The 15,744-nt window shown below is 24.4% G+C and carries 19 protein-coding genes; 16 read left to right on the plus strand and 3 right to left on the minus strand.

What is annotated here, in order from left to right; translation table 11 throughout:
• Positions 1-610: 610 nt before the first annotated feature.
• The 6 genes from hdrC to MBCUR_RS07755 all read left to right on the plus strand — a co-directional run bounded on the left by hdrC (position 611) and on the right by MBCUR_RS07755 (position 4,685).
• On the plus strand, positions 611-1,510 hold the full coding sequence (gene hdrC / locus MBCUR_RS07735; protein ID WP_067092265.1) for a CoB--CoM heterodisulfide reductase subunit C: 900 nt from the start codon (positions 611-613) through the stop codon (positions 1,508-1,510).
• A 45-nt stretch (positions 1,511-1,555) separates the two neighbouring features.
• On the plus strand, positions 1,556-2,461 hold the full coding sequence (gene hdrB / locus MBCUR_RS07740) for a CoB--CoM heterodisulfide reductase subunit B (protein ID WP_067092267.1): 906 nt from the start codon (positions 1,556-1,558) through the stop codon (positions 2,459-2,461).
• Between the two features lie 660 nt (positions 2,462-3,121).
• Positions 3,122-3,295 carry a hypothetical protein gene (locus tag MBCUR_RS10415; RefSeq protein ID WP_157077711.1) on the plus strand — a complete coding sequence of 58 codons (174 nt, stop codon included), beginning with the start codon at positions 3,122-3,124 and terminating at the stop codon, positions 3,293-3,295.
• The gene (locus MBCUR_RS07745; RefSeq protein ID WP_067092269.1) at positions 3,292-3,681 is read left to right on the plus strand and encodes an HVO_A0114 family putative DNA-binding protein; all 390 of its coding nucleotides are present in this window, start codon (positions 3,292-3,294) and stop codon (positions 3,679-3,681) included. Before MBCUR_RS10415 ends, MBCUR_RS07745 begins: the two co-directional genes overlap by 4 nt.
• A gap of 315 nt (positions 3,682-3,996) precedes the next feature.
• Entirely contained in the window at positions 3,997-4,140 is a 144-nt protein-coding gene (locus MBCUR_RS10420) for a hypothetical protein (protein WP_157077712.1), read from the plus strand.
• 116 nt (positions 4,141-4,256) lie between these two features.
• Positions 4,257-4,685 carry an HVO_A0114 family putative DNA-binding protein gene (locus MBCUR_RS07755; protein ID WP_169805819.1) on the plus strand — a complete coding sequence of 143 codons (429 nt, stop codon included), beginning with the start codon at positions 4,257-4,259 and terminating at the stop codon, positions 4,683-4,685.
• Between the two features lie 134 nt (positions 4,686-4,819).
• Here MBCUR_RS07755 and MBCUR_RS07760 read toward each other — a convergent pair whose 3' ends face one another.
• On the minus strand, positions 4,820-5,059 hold the full coding sequence (locus MBCUR_RS07760) for an MTH865 family protein (RefSeq protein ID WP_067092275.1): 240 nt from the start codon (positions 5,057-5,059) through the stop codon (positions 4,820-4,822).
• A gap of 333 nt (positions 5,060-5,392) precedes the next feature.
• Between MBCUR_RS07760 and MBCUR_RS07765 the strand changes: the two genes are divergently transcribed.
• From MBCUR_RS07765 to ade, 10 genes are all read left to right on the plus strand, one after another.
• Positions 5,393-6,199: a winged helix-turn-helix domain-containing protein gene (locus tag MBCUR_RS07765; protein ID WP_084269628.1), complete on the plus strand. Its 807-nt coding sequence runs from the start codon at positions 5,393-5,395 to the stop codon at positions 6,197-6,199.
• 106 nt (positions 6,200-6,305) lie between these two features.
• The gene (locus MBCUR_RS07770) at positions 6,306-6,503 is read left to right on the plus strand and encodes a hypothetical protein (RefSeq protein WP_067092277.1); all 198 of its coding nucleotides are present in this window, start codon (positions 6,306-6,308) and stop codon (positions 6,501-6,503) included.
• Positions 6,500-6,778, plus strand: coding sequence for a hypothetical protein (locus MBCUR_RS07775; RefSeq protein WP_067092279.1), 279 nt, complete (start codon positions 6,500-6,502; stop codon positions 6,776-6,778). The genes MBCUR_RS07770 and MBCUR_RS07775 overlap by 4 nt, the downstream gene beginning before the upstream one ends.
• 29 nt (positions 6,779-6,807) lie before the next feature.
• A complete protein-coding gene (locus MBCUR_RS11135) occupies positions 6,808-6,921 on the plus strand; it encodes a hypothetical protein (RefSeq protein WP_449405516.1) in 114 nt (37 codons plus the stop codon).
• Positions 6,922-7,055: 134 nt separating this feature from the next.
• On the plus strand, positions 7,056-7,358 hold the full coding sequence (locus MBCUR_RS07780) for a nucleotidyltransferase domain-containing protein (RefSeq protein WP_067092281.1): 303 nt from the start codon (positions 7,056-7,058) through the stop codon (positions 7,356-7,358).
• Positions 7,358-7,738 (plus strand): HEPN domain-containing protein, encoded by a 381-nt coding sequence (locus MBCUR_RS07785; protein ID WP_084269630.1) that lies wholly within the window; start codon positions 7,358-7,360, stop codon positions 7,736-7,738. The genes MBCUR_RS07780 and MBCUR_RS07785 overlap by 1 nt, the downstream gene beginning before the upstream one ends.
• Positions 7,739-7,826: 88 nt before the next feature.
• A complete protein-coding gene (locus MBCUR_RS07790; RefSeq protein WP_169805820.1) occupies positions 7,827-8,669 on the plus strand; it encodes a sulfite exporter TauE/SafE family protein in 843 nt (280 codons plus the stop codon).
• Positions 8,670-9,165: 496 nt separating this feature from the next.
• Entirely contained in the window at positions 9,166-10,383 is a 1,218-nt protein-coding gene (locus MBCUR_RS07795) for an ornithine cyclodeaminase (RefSeq protein ID WP_067092287.1), read from the plus strand.
• Positions 10,384-10,799: 416 nt separating this feature from the next.
• The gene (locus MBCUR_RS07800) at positions 10,800-11,231 is read left to right on the plus strand and encodes a hypothetical protein (RefSeq protein WP_067092290.1); all 432 of its coding nucleotides are present in this window, start codon (positions 10,800-10,802) and stop codon (positions 11,229-11,231) included.
• Positions 11,232-11,478: 247 nt separating this feature from the next.
• Positions 11,479-13,287 (plus strand): adenine deaminase, encoded by a 1,809-nt coding sequence (ade, locus tag MBCUR_RS07805; RefSeq protein WP_067092292.1) that lies wholly within the window; start codon positions 11,479-11,481, stop codon positions 13,285-13,287.
• 91 nt (positions 13,288-13,378) lie between these two features.
• Here the strand turns inward: ade and MBCUR_RS07810 are convergent, their stop codons facing one another.
• Together MBCUR_RS07810 and MBCUR_RS07815 are read right to left on the minus strand one after the other, a co-directional pair.
• Positions 13,379-14,377 (minus strand): agmatinase family protein, encoded by a 999-nt coding sequence (locus MBCUR_RS07810; RefSeq protein ID WP_067092294.1) that lies wholly within the window; start codon positions 14,375-14,377, stop codon positions 13,379-13,381.
• A 388-nt stretch (positions 14,378-14,765) separates the two neighbouring features.
• Positions 14,766-15,161 carry a translation initiation factor IF-5A gene (locus MBCUR_RS07815; protein WP_067092296.1) on the minus strand — a complete coding sequence of 132 codons (396 nt, stop codon included), beginning with the start codon at positions 15,159-15,161 and terminating at the stop codon, positions 14,766-14,768.
• Between the last annotated feature and the right edge of the window lie 583 nt (positions 15,162-15,744).

Genomic DNA, 15,744 nt, shown 5'->3' on the forward strand with positions numbered 1-15,744 from the left:
CATAAATATTTAATAAAATTCTGTTTTAATTAATATTAATATTTATTTATTAAAAATAATTATTTTTAGACATTTATTTTTATTATTCTTTAAAACAAACTTTTAAAAAAAGTTTGATCAAAATGTTTTCTCAAAAATATAAGAAAACTAATTTTAATTTAAATTTAACTAATTAATATAAGTGAAACTTTTAAAAAAAGGTTCATCAAAAAGTTTTCTCAAAAATAAAGAAAACTAATGTAAATAATTTATTTATTAATTGTAATTATTTTAAAATATTTATTTTTTATAAAAATATGCATTAATACTTTTAAAATGTTTTAATTTATTTTAATTTATTTTAATTAAATATTGATTTTAACAAAAAAATAATTTTCCAAACTCTTTAATAATAAATGTATTTTATAAAGTAAAATAGATTAATAAATTATGTTGTATATTAATATGTTTTTATTATTTATAATAATTTTTTTAATAGTTTTCAAAAAAACTTGCTATTACCTAAAAGGTTACACTAATCAAAATTTTAGTAAGCTTTATATACTCAATTATTCTAAGTTATTATTAGAAAGGAAGTTTTTAACTAATGAATTTCTAAGGTGTGTTTTTAATGTCTTGGTTGAAACGTTTAAAAGGTCTATTTGGCGGATCTAAAAATGATGCAAGTAAGCAAGAATCTGAAGACGACACTATTTCCACTAAAATAGAAGTAGTTGACAAAAATGAGGTTCCAAATACTCAAACTTCAGATAAAAAGATTGCAGAAGAAAAAAAAGATTCTTCTGTAGCTAATATTTCTATAACACCTAAAACCGATAAAATTGAAGAAGAATCTAAAGATTCAACTGAATCTAAAGATACTGAAACTGTTGAAAAGGTTTCCACAGAATCGAATGCTGATAAAAATGTTAAAGGTTCTGAAATAGCTGTTGAAGAAAATAAAAAAGTTTCAGAAGATAAAAAAGGCGATAAAATGACTTTATTAGAAGATAATGATGTTATAAGAAGAGAAAGTGTGGATAAAGAGTTTACTCAATTATTCGTAGATGCAGGTATTGAAACTTTAGAACATTGTTTCCAATGTGGTACCTGTAGTGGTGGATGTCCATCTGGTAGAAGAACTCCGTACAGAGTAAGACAGATTGTAAGAAAATGTTTAATGGGATTAAAAGAAGAAGTAATCTCTGATCCAGCATTATGGATGTGTACAACATGTTACACTTGCCAAGAAAGATGTCCAAGAGAAGTCAAAATTGTAGAAATCATTAAAAAAGCTCGTAATGTTGCAGCAGAAAATGGCTACATGTCAGCTAACCACAAAGGAACTGGTGCAAATGTTATAAAAACTGGACACGGTGTTCCAATTAACGATGCTACAAAAGAGTTAAGAAAAAGAGTTGGATTATCTGAATTACCACCAACCACTCATAGTGATGCAAAAGCTTTAGCAGATATTCAAGCTATATGTAAAGCTACTGGTTTTGACAAGTTAATCGATTACGAAGGATAAACGAAAATAGGTTTATTTAAAAATAATTTTTATGGAGATATTAAAATGGAGATCGCATATTTCTTAGGTTGTATCATGAACAACCGTTATCCTGGTATTGAAAAAGCTACTAGAATATTATTTGAAAAATTAGGAATTACTTTAAATGACATGGATGGAGCATCATGTTGTCCTGCTCCTGGTGTTTTTGGTTCATTTGATAAAAAAACTTGGGCTTCCATTGCTGCACGTAACTTAACTATTGCAGAAGATATGGACTCAGATTTAATGACTGAATGTAATGGTTGTTTTGGTTCTTTATTTGAAGCAAATCTTGAACTTAAAAATCATCCAGAATTTAAAGATGAAATTAATGGTGTATTAGCTGAAGTTGGTAAAGAATTCAAAGGAACTATCAATGTTAGACACTTTGCAGAAATTTTATACAACGAAGTAGGTTTAGATAAGCTTTCAGAATTAGTAGAAAGACCATTAAACCTTAATGTTGCTGTCCACTATGGTTGTCACTTTTTAAGACCATCTGATGAGATTGGTATTGACAATGCAGAGAGACCAACCATCTTAGATAATTTAGTTGAAGCTACTGGTGCAAGATCAATAGAATACAAAGACAAAATGATGTGCTGTGGAGCTGGTGGAGGTTTAAGAGCAAGAGATATTGATGTTACTACAAGTATCACTCAAGAAAAACTCGCTAACATGACCGATGCTGGTGTAGATGCTATTGTTGAAGTCTGCCCATTCTGTCACATGCAATTTGATGTAGGTCAAACTGAAGTCAACAAAAAATACGGCACTAACTACAGCATTCCTGTTTTCCATTTAGCTCAATTATACGGATTAGCTATGGGATTAGGTGCTGATGAATTAACTTTAGACTCTCATTTAATTGATTCAGCTCCTGCTCTTGCAAAAATTGTTGCTGAAGCAGACAAATTAGCTGGAGAATAAGTTTAGCCATTTAAAATTGTAGTAAGTTTTTAACTTACTTTATTTTTTTCTTTTTTTACTTATTTTTACTTATTTTTACTTATTTTTAATTTTTACTTTTTTTAGATTTCATTAATTTAATATTCTTACTTTTCTATTCTGTTTTTTTTCTATTATTTGAAATAGCTGTTTTTTAATGTTTAAAGCACTTTAAAGAGTACTACATTCTCTGTGAATTTACAAAATCTATTTCTTTTAGAACTTGAAACTATTTTTATTTGAAAATAATATTTAAATTTTTATAATTTAATTAAATTAATATATATTTTTTTAACTCTGCAAAATAAACAAGCATTTTGTTGTTAATTTTAACTTCGAGTATTTAACAAGTAAATAAATTTAGAAAAAATAAGAACAATGTATTCTAATACTTATTTTAAACATGTTTAATTAGTATATTTTCTATTTATTGTTTATATTAATGTTAATTTTTAAATCTATTATTTTAAATTATTAGTAATAATATAAATTTTTGTTTTTTGTTATGAGCAAAACCCAACAAATATATATAAATTATGAATTGCATAAGGACACATGAAAGAAAAAAACCAACAAACAATAAAAATCCATGATAAAAACATATATTGCTCTACAACTTTAAAATGATGGAGCATTGTAATAATGCCCGATAACATTTTAATAGATAATTTTCATCATGGACATGTACATATTCACCCAGATAGAAGAGAAATAAAAACCCAAGATCTACAAAGCACTTTAATAATAGTATTAAAACATATTAGTACTAACAAAGAAGTTCAATATGGCAAATTAAGAGGGGTGTTAATAATATGATCATAACTTTAGTCAAAAAAGAAAAAGGACATGAAGTAATAAAAGAATTTACTAAAAAATATGAATCAATAAAAGAATTAGAAAGGTTATATAAAGAAACAGGAAATAACCTATTTTTAGTAGATCTTGAAAATTGGAAATATTTAAAAGAAAATCCCAATGAAGAAATAGAAAGAGGGGAAATAAAAATAACAAATAAGTTAATATTAACTGAATCCGAACTTGAAATATTAGATTTTATTAAAAATGAAAAACCTAAATCAATTAGAGAATTAGCAAGATTTTTAAACAAAGACATAAAAATTATACATCCAAAAATAAAAGAATTAGAGCAAATTGGACTTATAGAGCTTAAGGAATCAAGAACACTAGAATCCCATCTCTAAACTTTGATGAAATATCCATATCTATATAAAAATAGAAATAGGGTTATTTAAAAATAACTCCACACATTTTTACAGAATCAATAAAACAAAAAATATAATAAATATGATTAAAAAATATCTATAAATTATTGTTTAAAGTAGGCTCTCATTAAGCTATTGTTGCCAAGTAATTGTCATATTAACTTGAGATGGATTATGGTGCAATGGTTAAATTCTTTTTTAAACATTTAAGTATCGGAAAATATTTTCTTTTATTAGTATATATATGAAAATTTTTTCCAGATATTTATATGCTATTTGTTTCAAATTAATTACATGAAACAAAGTTTTCAAACAGTTACAGGTTATGGGAGATATAGAATACATGAAAATAATAACCCACAATATTGGGCATTTGTTATAATGCCAATTGATATTAGGATTGATAGTTATCATTCATTTCCATATACATTTTTCTAACAAAGAAAAACAACATAAAATTAATGCCACAGACCCTGAAAGGATTTTTAAAATAATTATTAAACATATTGATAAAAATGAAATCATAAATAAAAACTATTATGGAGAGAGTTATTGTGATACCTGTAAGAATGAAAAGAACAGTTAAAGGAAAAGATAAGATTAAAGAACTTGAAAAAAAGTATAAGAAAAAAGAAAACCTAGAAAAGATTTTAAAAACATCAATCGGAAATAGTTTACACCAGTTAGACTTAGATAATTGGAAATACTTTGAAAAACACCCTGATAAAGAATTAAATGAAGGGACAACTATTTTTATTGAAGATATTTCTTTTAATTCCTCGGATTTTGAATTACTTCACATAATAAAGAATAATAAAACTTCTTCTCTTAATGACTTAGCATTAAAAATGAGTAAGGAAGTAAGTACTGTTCAAAAAAAGATTAAAAAACTTGAAAAAGCAGAATTGGTTAGTTTAAAAAAAGGTAAAAAGAATTGTAAAATACCTGTTGTTAATTACGATTCAATAGAAATTCCAATATAATTTTTTATTTATCCTGAAAAATAGAAATTTTGTGGAGTTTTTTTTGAAATTTTTTATTTTCACTTATAAATATATTTAAATAAAAATTTATTTTTAAAAATAACTCCACACTTTTTACAGACTTTTAAATATTTTTAAAGTCCTGCTCTATCTACAATTGTTTGTGCAACATTTTCTGCAGATTTAAATGGAAAATCATCTCCAGTTAATACTTTTCCTGCATCTGATGCTTTTAAAACAACATCACCAGATTTACAAGTTGTATCTGCTCCATCTGGGAATGCAGCAAATAAATCTTCTGGATTTCCTATTGGAAAGCTTGCTCCTTCTAATGCACCTACAATTTGACTGTATATTTCTTCTTTGACTGACATATTTTTTCTCCATATTTATTTAGCTATTAGTTTTTTTTTATTTTCTTTATTTTCTTTATTTTTTTTATTTTTTTTATTTTTTTTTAAAAAATTATAGAAAATTTTAATAGCTAGTTCTAATATATTTTGATGTATTAATATATAGTTTTTCGTCATTAAAATGTAGTTAAATATATTCTAATGACTGAATTTTATTTTTTTAATTTTTTTTAAATTGATTATAATCATTTAAAATATTTGTTTTTATTTTGAAATATTTGTTTTTCATTTAAAATATTTATGATTCTTTAAGACAAGCATTATATATTAATTAAATCATTTTTTGGAGATAGAATGAATAATAAAACTAATAAATTACATAATGAGAATAATACGAATAATAGTACTAATAATAATACTTTTAATTCAAGTGATGATTTTAGCCAAAATCAAATATATGAAATTAAAAATATGATTTCTGATGTGCATAAAGACCTTAAAAATATGATTGAAAAGTCTAATGAAGAATATTTGCACTTAATGTATGAAAACCTTAAAAATGAATTTATAGGATCCATAAATGGATATATGGTTGATAGAATAGATTCTGATTTAGATTCACGACTTGTTGATCCTTGTGATATGAGACATCAATGTAAAAAAGTATTTAAGCAGTATCTAAAACAACATACATCAGATTTAAATCCAGATACAATTAATGAAGAAAAAATTGCTAAAAGTAGAGATGATTTTGAAGAGATTAAAAAAGTAAAGCAAAAAGATGATTGTGATATTTGTTTTGACGAAGTTTCCAATATTTTTGAAACTCAAATAGACTTAATAAAATCTCTAAAAATATACAATGCACAAGAAGAGGAAGATGAAAAGAAAATATCTTCTATTGATGAAGAAAACATTGTAGAAAATATTTTAGATCCAATATCTCACGAAAAACGACTGAAAATATTAAAATCCATTGCTCTTAAACCACATACCTTTTCAGAACTTTCTAAATTAACAAATTTACGTGGAGGAAATTTAATATTCCACCTTAAAAAGCTCCAAAACACAGACTTAATTTTCCAAAAAAAAGATCATGGGGAATATATTTTAAGTTCTAAGGGTTTTCAAATAATTCAATTGCTTTTAAACTTTGATTGATTTTATTAGTCTTTCTATTTTTATCAATTCTTTAAATAGTTAAGAAATATTTTCTATTTTTTTTTTTTTTTTTTTTTTTTAATTATTATTACGAGGGTGAAGCTTAATGATAATGCCAGATGAAATATTATTAGATAATTATCACAACAAAGGAGGGCATATTCACCCAAAACCAGAAGACCATAAAAGAGAAATAAAGATACAATTTAATACACAATCTGAAAATCTGAATATAGTTGTAAATTATATTAATAAAAATAAGAAAATAATAATAAAAGAATTAATAAAGGAGTTGAAAGAATGATTATAACACTAATTAAAGAACAAACTACAAGAGAATATGATGAAAAAATGAAAGCAAAATACGGAAGTATGGAAAAATTAAAAACACTATTAGAAAAAACACCAAAGAATACATTATATGCGGATTTAGAAAACTGGAAGCTTTTATTAGAAACTCCTGAAGAACCTATAAGAATGGAAAATATCATAATTACTAATAAAATAAGTATAGGAGAGAATGAAACACAAATATTAAATATTATTAAAATGAAAAACCTAAAAGTATCCGAGAAATAGCTATTAAAGTAAAAAAAGATCCATCTAATATAACGAATAAAATAAACCTTTTAGCTGAAGAGGGCTTAATTAGTTTCAAAAAAGGATTAAAAAATAGTAAGATGCCAGTTTTAAACTATGATAAAATAGAGATAGCTATTTAATAAAAAAATAATTAAAAACAGAAAATTTTCAGAAAAATATTGGAAAAACAGAAAAAATTGTTTTGCTTGGCAAATTAATCACCAAATGAAAAATTTAAATAAGAGTAGAGATAAATAATAAAATTAGTGATAACATGAATCGAAAACAAATAGCTATGGAATATTCAAAAATTATATACTCTCAAGGAATTGAAAAAATAATTCTTTATGGCTCAGTGGCAAGAGAAGAAGACAATGAAAATTCAGACATTGATATTTTAATAGTCGCTAAAAATAAATATGATGTTGAAGAAAAAATCTACGATACTGCTTATGATTATTATATGCATGATGAAGAAAACATTTCCGTAATTTTACTATCTAATGACGATTTAGAATACAACAAAAACACAAATTTTATAAATAATGTTGAAAAAGAAGGAATTTCGCTTATTTAATGGCGATTTATATGGAAGACAGTGAAAAACTCTTTATAGAAGCAAAAAATAGGTTAGATGATGCAAAATATTTATATGCGGGTAAAAGATACAATTGGACTGTTTCACAATCTTATTATACTATGTTTTATGCTGCTAAATCATTGATTTATCAGAAAAACCTCAGTTCAAAAAAACACTCTGGAGTAATGAAGTTATTTAGTTTACACTATGTTCATGAAGGATATTTTAATGAAGCTATTGCAAAATTATATTTCAGAGCAGAAAGAACAAGACTGGATGCAGATTATGATGTTATAATTAATTATGATCAAAAACAAGCGAAAAGATCATTAGAAAATGCCATGAGTTTCTTAGAAGAATGTGAAAAGTTTGTTTAATTTTTAATTAAGAAATAAAATCAAATATTTTTTTTATTCAATCAATTAATTTGGTGTTAATATTTTTCCTGTAGAATACTTTCTTGTTTTGATAATAATTGGGCTTTTAGTTGGATTTTTATCTGGACTTCTAGGTGTTGGTGGAGGATTTATTCTGGTTCCTCTTCAATATTTTCTTTTAAATTATATTGGAGTAGGAAGCGATTTATCTTTTAAGATGGCTCTTGCAACAAGTCTTGCTGTTATATCTCCAATAGCTATTATAACAGCTTACAATCATTACAATGAGTCTAAATTTGATTTAAAGCCGGGAGTTATTTTAGGGGCTTTTGGTATTTTTGGAAGTTTTTTTGGTGCTTTTGTAGCTATTCATCTACCATCAAACATCTTGGAGATTTTATTAGGTGTTACTTTTATCCTTTTGGCCATTAACATGGTTTACAACTCTTACAAAGAAAAAATAGCTGATTATAATTATCAAGGTTCAGGTGAAGGGAAATCTGAACATCATAAATTGCCTATTATTAACAGTATTCTTTTAGGATTAGCCATTGGATTTTTTGCTGGACTTTTTTCTTTAGGTGGAGGGGTATTTTTAATTCCTGCATTAACCATCTTAATAGGGTTTTCAATGATTTCTGCCATAAGAATATCAAGTGTTTTTATTGCCATAACATCTTTTGGAGGCATTTTTTCATATTTAGTCAACAGCTTTTATATTAAAACAATTCCTTACTCTATAGGGTATATAAACTTACTTAACATAATTGTAATAGTGATGTTTGCTATTCCTTTAAGCTATTTAGGAACAAAATTGGTTTACAAAGCAAATGAAAAGATTTTAAAAAGAATATTTGCTATTTTCATGATTTATATAGGGTTGAACTTATTAAATCTTGATCCATTTTTGTTTATTTTATCTTTGCTTTGATATTTATTAATTTTTTCTAAAATTTTTGCTTTATTTTAGTTTTATATAATTTTTTTAGATAAATCTTTTTTAGATAGCTTTTTAAATGTTAAAAACAATATTAATTTATACTAAAAATTTTACTAAAGATTTATAATAATCTTATACTAATATTTAAACAAAAATTTATTTATATAAAAATTTAAATATATTAGAATTCATTTTTTTATAAAAAATATCAGAAAAAAATTTATATTTTACTATTTTTAATTTTATATAATAAATAAACATTTTAAAAATTATTCTTTTTTCTTAAATTATGAATTAAATAATTTTTATCATTTTTTTATGTGCATAATTAATATTTATTAATCATAATTAGATATTTTTTCTTAAATTACTCTATTATTTGATTATAGTTTATATTCTATTAATTATAATTAGATATTTTATTAATATAATATTTTTAAATATAACTTTATTCGCATAATATATATTGGAATTAGCTGGTGATGATGTGAACAGTAGAGAAATTGAGCTTAGTGGACATATAATAGACTCATTAATTTTACCAAAGGTCTTAGATATAATAATGGATTATGGTGGAGATTTTCAGATAAATGAATTTCAAGTTGGAAAATTAAAATCAGACATATCTACAGCAAAGATTTTAGTTGAAAATGAAGATCCTAAGATTTTGGATTCTATTTTAGATGAGTTAAGTGAAATTGGTGCTTCAATAGCACAAATAAAAGAAGTAGAGCTACTGGAATCTCCTAAGGATAAGGTTGTTCCAGAAAACTTTTACTCTACAACCAACCATACAACAACCATTCTTCGCAATGGGGTTTGGTTAAATGTTGATGAGATTGAAATGGATTGTATGGTTGTAGTTGATGATAAGAATAAAAAAACATTCTGCAAACCACTTAACCAGATTAAAAAAGGAGATTTGATAGTCGTTGGAAGAGAGGGAATAAAAGTTACTCCCCCACAAAGACCAAGAGGTAAAAAAGGTGTATTTGAATTTATGAACAGTGATGTTTCATCAGAAAAGCCATTGAATTCAACAATAGAAAATATTGCATCTGAGATTAAAGAAATAAAACTAAAAGGAGGTAAAATAGCTATTGTTGGAGGACCAGCTATTGTCCATACAGGAGCTGCTGATTTACTTTCTCAGCTAATTAAAGAGGGATTTATTGATTATCTTTTTGCAGGTAATGCTCTTGCAACTCACGACATTGAAAATGCTCTTTATGGAACATCTTTAGGGGTTTGTATAAAAACAGGAAATGTAGTTAAAAGAGGACATCGTCATCATATAAGAGCCATTAATGAAATAAACAATGCTGGTTCTATTAAATCTGCTGTTGAAAAGGGGTCTTTAAAAAAAGGAATTATGTATCAATGTATTAAAAATAATGTTCCATTTGTTTTAGCGGGTTCAATAAGAGATGATGGTCCACTTCCAGATGTAATCACAGATTCAATGATTGCTCAAGATAAAATGAGAGAGTATTTACAGGATGTTGATATGGTTATAATGATTGCTACTATGTTACACTCAATAGCTACTGGAAATATCATTTCTTCAAAGGTTAAAAGTATTTGTGTAGATATTAATCCTGCTACAGTTACTAAATTGGCAGATAGAGGTAGTGCTCAAGTTGTGAGTATAGTGACAGACATTGGAACTTTTATGCCTCTTTTATACCAAAAATTACATAAATAATTATTTTACACAATGAATATGGCTTATTTCTTAAATATCTTGACATAAGACAAGTTTTAATTTAAAATAAACTTAATTATCCAAAAACTTTAAAATAGAAGTTTACATATTATATGGTCTTTTTCATGTCAAAATAAATTTTATATAAAAGTATATCATTTTTTATTAAAGTAGATTTTTTAATTAAACTATAGAATTTTTTATATATCAGATTAAATATATTAATATAATCTTATATAATATATATAAATTAATATATATTATAATAATATAACATTTATTAAATTAATATATAATTTTAATATATCCACATTAATAATAATATTAATATATTAAATTAATTATTACATTTAAGATATTTTTTATTTTTAAAAGATTTTACATATTGATTCTTTAGGTATATATAGGTGTGTTTAATGAAGTTTTTAAAATTTATTTCAACAATCATGTTATTATTAGTTGTATTTTCTTCAATTTGTTTTGTTTCTGCTGAAGATGAGTCTACTCCATCTACTGATGGTTCATCTACTCCAGGTGGGGATTCTCAAAACCAAGGTACTGGAGATGGGTCTAGTGACTCTGGCTCTTCTTCATCTGATTCTAGTAGTTCAAGTTCTAAAGGAAATTCTCCTTCTTCTGGATCATCATCTAGTTCAAGTTCATCGACTTCAAGTAGTGGTAGTGTTACTGGAGATAATAATACAGAAGACACCAATGCTACAAATGAATCCATAAATACTTCTTCTGAAGAAGAAGGAGTTCAGTTTGATGGTTCTTTATTAATCTTAATTGTGTTAATCATTATTTTAGTGTTGGTATTAGCATTTTGGAAATTTGGAAATATTTAATTATTTTCATTATCTAATTTAATTCAATTAACTTTTAATATTTTTACTTGCTTTAATTTTTTATTTTTTCTAATTTTTATTTTTTATTCTTTTTTTATATTTTTATTTTTAAATGTCATTTTTTTACATGTTCAACACTAATTTTGGAACAAAATTTGTCGAGTATATATAATAAACTGAAAAATTAGTGCAAAAAATTAAGTTCTGACTATATTCATTATTTTATTTTTTAAATATAGGTGGCTCCATGAAGCTTAAAAATTTTAAAGCTAGAATTTTAGATTTTAACTTAAATGAAGTGGTTCCTGTTGAAGTAAAAATTGAAAATGGCTTTTTTTCAGAGATTAAAAGAATCAGTGAAGATGAATTACTTGATTTTAATGGAATAATCCTACCAGGATTTATTGATTCTCATATCCATATAGAATCTTCTCTACTCACTCCATCTTTATTTTGCGAAGCAGTTTTACCATTTGGAACAACATCTGTAGTTTGTGATCCTCATGAAATAGCTAGTGTTTTAGGAATGGATGGAATCAATTTTATGGTAGAAAATGGAAAGAATGCACCATTTGATTTTTATTTTACTGCACCATCATCTGTTCCAGCCACTAATTTTGATAAATCTGGAGCCACTATTGATTCTAATGATATTGATGAACTTTTAAAAAGAGAAGAATTTGTTGCTTTAGCTGAAATGATGAATTTTAATGGGGTCATAAATAAAAATTGGGAGGTAATGGCTAAACTAAAATCTGCTAAAAAACATTTTAAACCTATTGATGGGCATTGTCCAGAGTTAAGTGGTGAAGATTTAAAAAAATATATTTATTTTGATGGATTTGATGAAAAACATTTGGAAGATGATTCAGATTTATCTAAACCTAATTTAAAATCTTCATATATTTCGACTGAACATGAATCAAGCAGTTTTAAAGAAGCCATTGAGAAAAAGGCATTGAACATGAAAATAATGGTGAGAGATGGATCTTCTGCTAAGAATATGCAAGCCATTTTAAATTTTAATGAAAGATTAGAATTTTTGAAAACACAAGATTTCTTTGGTCATATTTCAAGTGAAGATTTTCAAAAAATCCTTAAAAACCCTATTTTTGATTTTATAGTTAGTGATGATAAGGAACCTACAGATTTAATAAAGGGGCATTTGAATTTATCTTTAAAAAAAGCTATTGATTTGGGCATCGATACCATTGAAGCCATTAAAATGGTTAGTTTAAATCCTTCAAATCATTATAATTTAAATTCTGGAGAAATAGCTCTTGGAAAAATAGCTAATTTTATTGAAGTAGATAGTTTAGAGAATTTAAATGTTTTAAAAACATATGTTCATGGAGAACTTGTAGCTAAAAATGGTAAATCATTGTATAATGGAAAAAGGCCACAAATAATTAATAATTTTAATGTTAGTAGACGATTATCTAAAGATTTTGATATTTATATTGGTGATAAAAATTTAAAAACAGTTAATGTAAATGTAATTGGTTTAAATGAAGGGAAATTAATTACTGATAAGCTTAATTGCAATTTGAATTTAGAAAATAATATAATTCAGCCTAATTTAAATGAAGATGTTTTAAAAATATCTGTTATTAATCGTTATTTAGATAATGAAAAAAATAATCTTAGTTCTATAGGTAATGGTTTTGTTAAAGGTTTTAATCTTAAAAATGGAGCTATTGCAACAAGTGTTTCCCATGATTCACATAACCTTATAGTTGTTGGAGTAAATAGTAATTTAATGGCAAAAGCAGCTAATTTAGTAATAGAAAACAAAGGAGCAATTGTTGCTGTAAGTGAAAATGAAGAGATTATTTTGCCTCTTCCTATTGCTGGATTAATGTCTGATAAGAAAATAGATGAAGTAGCAGACAAACTTAATTCATTAAATCTCTTTGTAAAGTCTTGTGGGTCTAAATTTGAATATCCTTTTATGAATTTATCATTTTTAGCTCTTTTAGTAATTCCACATTTAAAAATCAATAGTTCTGGGCTTTTTGATGCAGATAACTTTCAATTTATTGATTTAATTAATTGAAATAGCCATTTTTTCATTTTTTTTTTTTTTTTTTTTTTTAATAATCTCATTATTTTTCATTTATTTTTTTTATTAATTAAACAGTTATTATTTATTCATTTAGTGTTAAGAAATCATAGATTATCTTTGCAGCGAGAATTGCTGAAGGAGAACCAAGTGTTTTTGTATTTAACTCAACTAAATCAAATCCGACTATTTCTTTTTTTGAAATAATTTCTAATAATTCTTCAAATACATTTAAATCAATACCATTTGGAACAGGATTTCCAACTTCTTCTACAATAGTTGGATCAAAAGCATCTAAATCTACAGTTAAATAAATAGGATTATTGATATTCATTAAAATATTTTTTAACTCATCTAATTTATTTAAGCCATTTAATTTATTTAAGTCATCTAATTTATTTAAGCTGTTTTTTGAATCAATTTTTAATTCATTTGATGAGAAAACTTTTATATCTGATTTATTTGAAACATATTTTTCTTCTTCATATGATGATGAGCGAATTCCTATCTGAATAATTTCTTTTGGTTTTAGCTCATGAATTCTTCTTAAAACTGTTCCATGTGAGTAAACTTCACCTTGAAGATCATTTGCCATATCTAAATGTCCATCAAAATGTATAATTGAAGTGTTGTTAAATTTGTTTGGATTAAATTTTTTCAGTGAGTTTAAAACACCTAAACTAATACTATGCTCTCCACCTAGGACTATAGGTTTAACATTCAGTTGATTTAATTCATCTATCGAATCTTCAAGATTTTTTAAGGTTTCTTTTAAATTTCCAAAAATAACATTTAAATCTCCAAAATCAAAAAAAATAGTTTCTAAAGATTTTTTAAACCTATAATTGTATTTTTCAAATGAGTATCCTGCATGTCTAATACTTATAGGTCCATTTCTTGAACCAGTTCCAAATGAACTTGTTGAATCAAAGCCAACACCAATAATTCCCCAAATATTTTTCTCATTATCTTTAATATTATTTTTCGCATTGCTTTCTTTTTCAACAATGCACTTTATTTCTTCGATTTCATTTTCATTTTGAGAAAACGGAAATTTCCATGGTTCATATGTGTTAAACAACATTTTATCATTATTAAAGTTTTTAAAAGTTGAAATTTTTCTCAGTTAAAATATTTATATATTTAAAGATTTAATGATTTTAAAATTATATATTTCAGAAAAAGTCATAAACTGAATTTTATAGTTTAAGTATAATAAAATTAAAAACATAAAAATAAGATTTTTTTATAGAGGTTAATTGAAAAATAGATAAAAATTTAAAAAAAGTAAAATTAAAGATAAATAAAAATTAATAAGAACAATAAAAAATTAATAACTAAAATAAAATTAATAGATTAATATAATTAATGAAATCAACTAATAAATTAATAGATTAACTAATTAATTAATAGATTAATAATAATTAATAAAATCATTTTAAAAAAGTATTAAATTTTATTATTAAACTGTTTTATCCGCCTTTTGTTCTCATGATTTTTAAATTACCAAGAGCTTCAATGTATTCTACTTCAGTTCCTTCAGTGATTTTATCTTTTAATTCATCAGGAAGTGGTAATTCAAAGGTTTCATAATTTTCTAAATCCATAACTTGGACTTCACTGCCCATTAAAGCTAAAACAGAGCCTGTTCTTTTATCAATAATTGGAATGTCAACTTTTTTATCTACAGGCTTAACAAGACTTCTTTTTTGATTATCAAAAACTCCAACTGCTTCGATTCTTGCTTTTGCAGCTCCATGCTTACCTGGTGATGATGTAGAATAAGCCGTAATTTTTGAAGCTTCGCCATCTAATATAATATATTTACCTACTTTTAAAGTTTTTACTTCCACTACTTTTTTTGACATATTATTTATCCTCCAAAATAGATTAAAATGATTAAAGTTAATAAATTGCTGATTACATTGAATAAAATTTTAATTTTTACATAAACATAATTTCAATTATTTATTCGAAGAGTTATAAATATAATCTCTCAAATATTTCTATATTTAATAAATATATTTATAGTATTATAAAGTATTTAAATTAAAGTATATATATTTTTTCTATTACTGATTTCAATGCTATTAGTTTAAGATTTTTTTCTTAATTTTTCTTAATTTTCTTTTCATAATTTTTCCTTTTAGATCTGTGCAATGATTATTTTTTTTGTAAAAATAGATATTTAATTAAAATATGTTAAAACCTATTTAAAGTAGTAATATATGTTTTTATAAAAAATAAACATTTAAAAATAATTATGATATTGTAAAAAACCTTTATTTAAAAGCAATTATAATTTGTAAAAAACTTTTATTTTAATTGGTCCTCTTTATTTTTTGAGAAAACCTTTTGATCAAACTTTTTTTAAAAGTTTGTTTTAAATGCTCTTCTGATTATTAAATAACTCATATTAATTAACTCATATTAATTAGTTAAATTTAAATG

The sequence above is a fragment of the Methanobrevibacter curvatus genome (genome assembly GCF_001639295.1).
Lineage (GTDB): Archaea > Methanobacteriota > Methanobacteria > Methanobacteriales > Methanobacteriaceae > Methanoflexus > Methanoflexus curvatus.

What these genes read in the sequence shown, in the direction of transcription:
- MBCUR_RS07815 (WP_067092296.1), bottom strand. Translation starts at nt 15,161, where the DNA reads ATGTCAAAAAAAGTAGTGGAAGTAAAAACTTTAAAAGTAGGTAAATAT.
- MBCUR_RS10415 (WP_157077711.1), top strand. Translation starts at nt 3,122, where the DNA reads ATGCCCGATAACATTTTAATAGATAATTTTCATCATGGACATGTACAT.
- MBCUR_RS07765 (WP_084269628.1), top strand. Translation starts at nt 5,393, where the DNA reads ATGAATAATAAAACTAATAAATTACATAATGAGAATAATACGAATAAT.
- MBCUR_RS07810 (WP_067092294.1), bottom strand. Translation starts at nt 14,377, where the DNA reads ATGTTGTTTAACACATATGAACCATGGAAATTTCCGTTTTCTCAAAAT.
- MBCUR_RS07745 (WP_067092269.1), top strand. Translation starts at nt 3,292, where the DNA reads ATGATCATAACTTTAGTCAAAAAAGAAAAAGGACATGAAGTAATAAAA.
- hdrC (WP_067092265.1), top strand. Translation starts at nt 611, where the DNA reads ATGTCTTGGTTGAAACGTTTAAAAGGTCTATTTGGCGGATCTAAAAAT.
- MBCUR_RS10420 (WP_157077712.1), top strand. Translation starts at nt 3,997, where the DNA reads ATGAAACAAAGTTTTCAAACAGTTACAGGTTATGGGAGATATAGAATA.
- ade (WP_067092292.1), top strand. Translation starts at nt 11,479, where the DNA reads ATGAAGCTTAAAAATTTTAAAGCTAGAATTTTAGATTTTAACTTAAAT.
- MBCUR_RS07780 (WP_067092281.1), top strand. Translation starts at nt 7,056, where the DNA reads ATGAATCGAAAACAAATAGCTATGGAATATTCAAAAATTATATACTCT.
- MBCUR_RS07770 (WP_067092277.1), top strand. Translation starts at nt 6,306, where the DNA reads ATGATAATGCCAGATGAAATATTATTAGATAATTATCACAACAAAGGA.
- MBCUR_RS07785 (WP_084269630.1), top strand. Translation starts at nt 7,358, where the DNA reads ATGGCGATTTATATGGAAGACAGTGAAAAACTCTTTATAGAAGCAAAA.
- MBCUR_RS07760 (WP_067092275.1), bottom strand. Translation starts at nt 5,059, where the DNA reads ATGTCAGTCAAAGAAGAAATATACAGTCAAATTGTAGGTGCATTAGAA.
- hdrB (WP_067092267.1), top strand. Translation starts at nt 1,556, where the DNA reads ATGGAGATCGCATATTTCTTAGGTTGTATCATGAACAACCGTTATCCT.
- MBCUR_RS07800 (WP_067092290.1), top strand. Translation starts at nt 10,800, where the DNA reads ATGAAGTTTTTAAAATTTATTTCAACAATCATGTTATTATTAGTTGTA.
- MBCUR_RS07775 (WP_067092279.1), top strand. Translation starts at nt 6,500, where the DNA reads ATGATTATAACACTAATTAAAGAACAAACTACAAGAGAATATGATGAA.